1 protein-coding gene is annotated in these 339 nt (G+C 67.6%); it reads right to left on the bottom strand.

Translation table 11 applies throughout. From position 1 onward, the window contains the following. A partial coding sequence (locus POF73_RS45965; RefSeq protein WP_272125510.1) for an alpha-galactosidase occupies positions 1–339 on the bottom strand: 339 nt, incomplete at both ends.

Raw genomic sequence — 339 nt, 5'->3', positions numbered from 1 at the left:
GCGCATGAGGGTGAACTGTGCGATCTGCTCGCTGAGGGTGCCGCTGGAGGAGCACCAGTCGTATTTGAGGTAGTCGACGCCCCATGAGGCGAACGTGGCGGCGTCCTGGGTCTCGTGGCCCTTGCTGCCCGTGGCGCCCGGGTAGGTGCCCACGCCCTGCGCGCACGTCTTCTCGTTGGGTGCCTGGTAGATGCCGAACTTCAGGCCCTTGCCGTGGATGTAGTCGCCGAGCGCCTTCATGCCGCTGGGGAACTTGGCCGGATTGGCCCGCAGGTTGCCTGCCGCGTCGCGCTGCGGGTCGAACCAGCAGTCGTCGACCACCACGTACCGGTAGCCGGC

It is taken from the genome of Streptomyces sp. HD, assembly GCF_028369295.1.
Lineage (GTDB): Bacteria > Actinomycetota > Actinomycetes > Streptomycetales > Streptomycetaceae > Streptomyces.
This window is presented reverse-complemented; position numbering and strand designations above follow the sequence as displayed.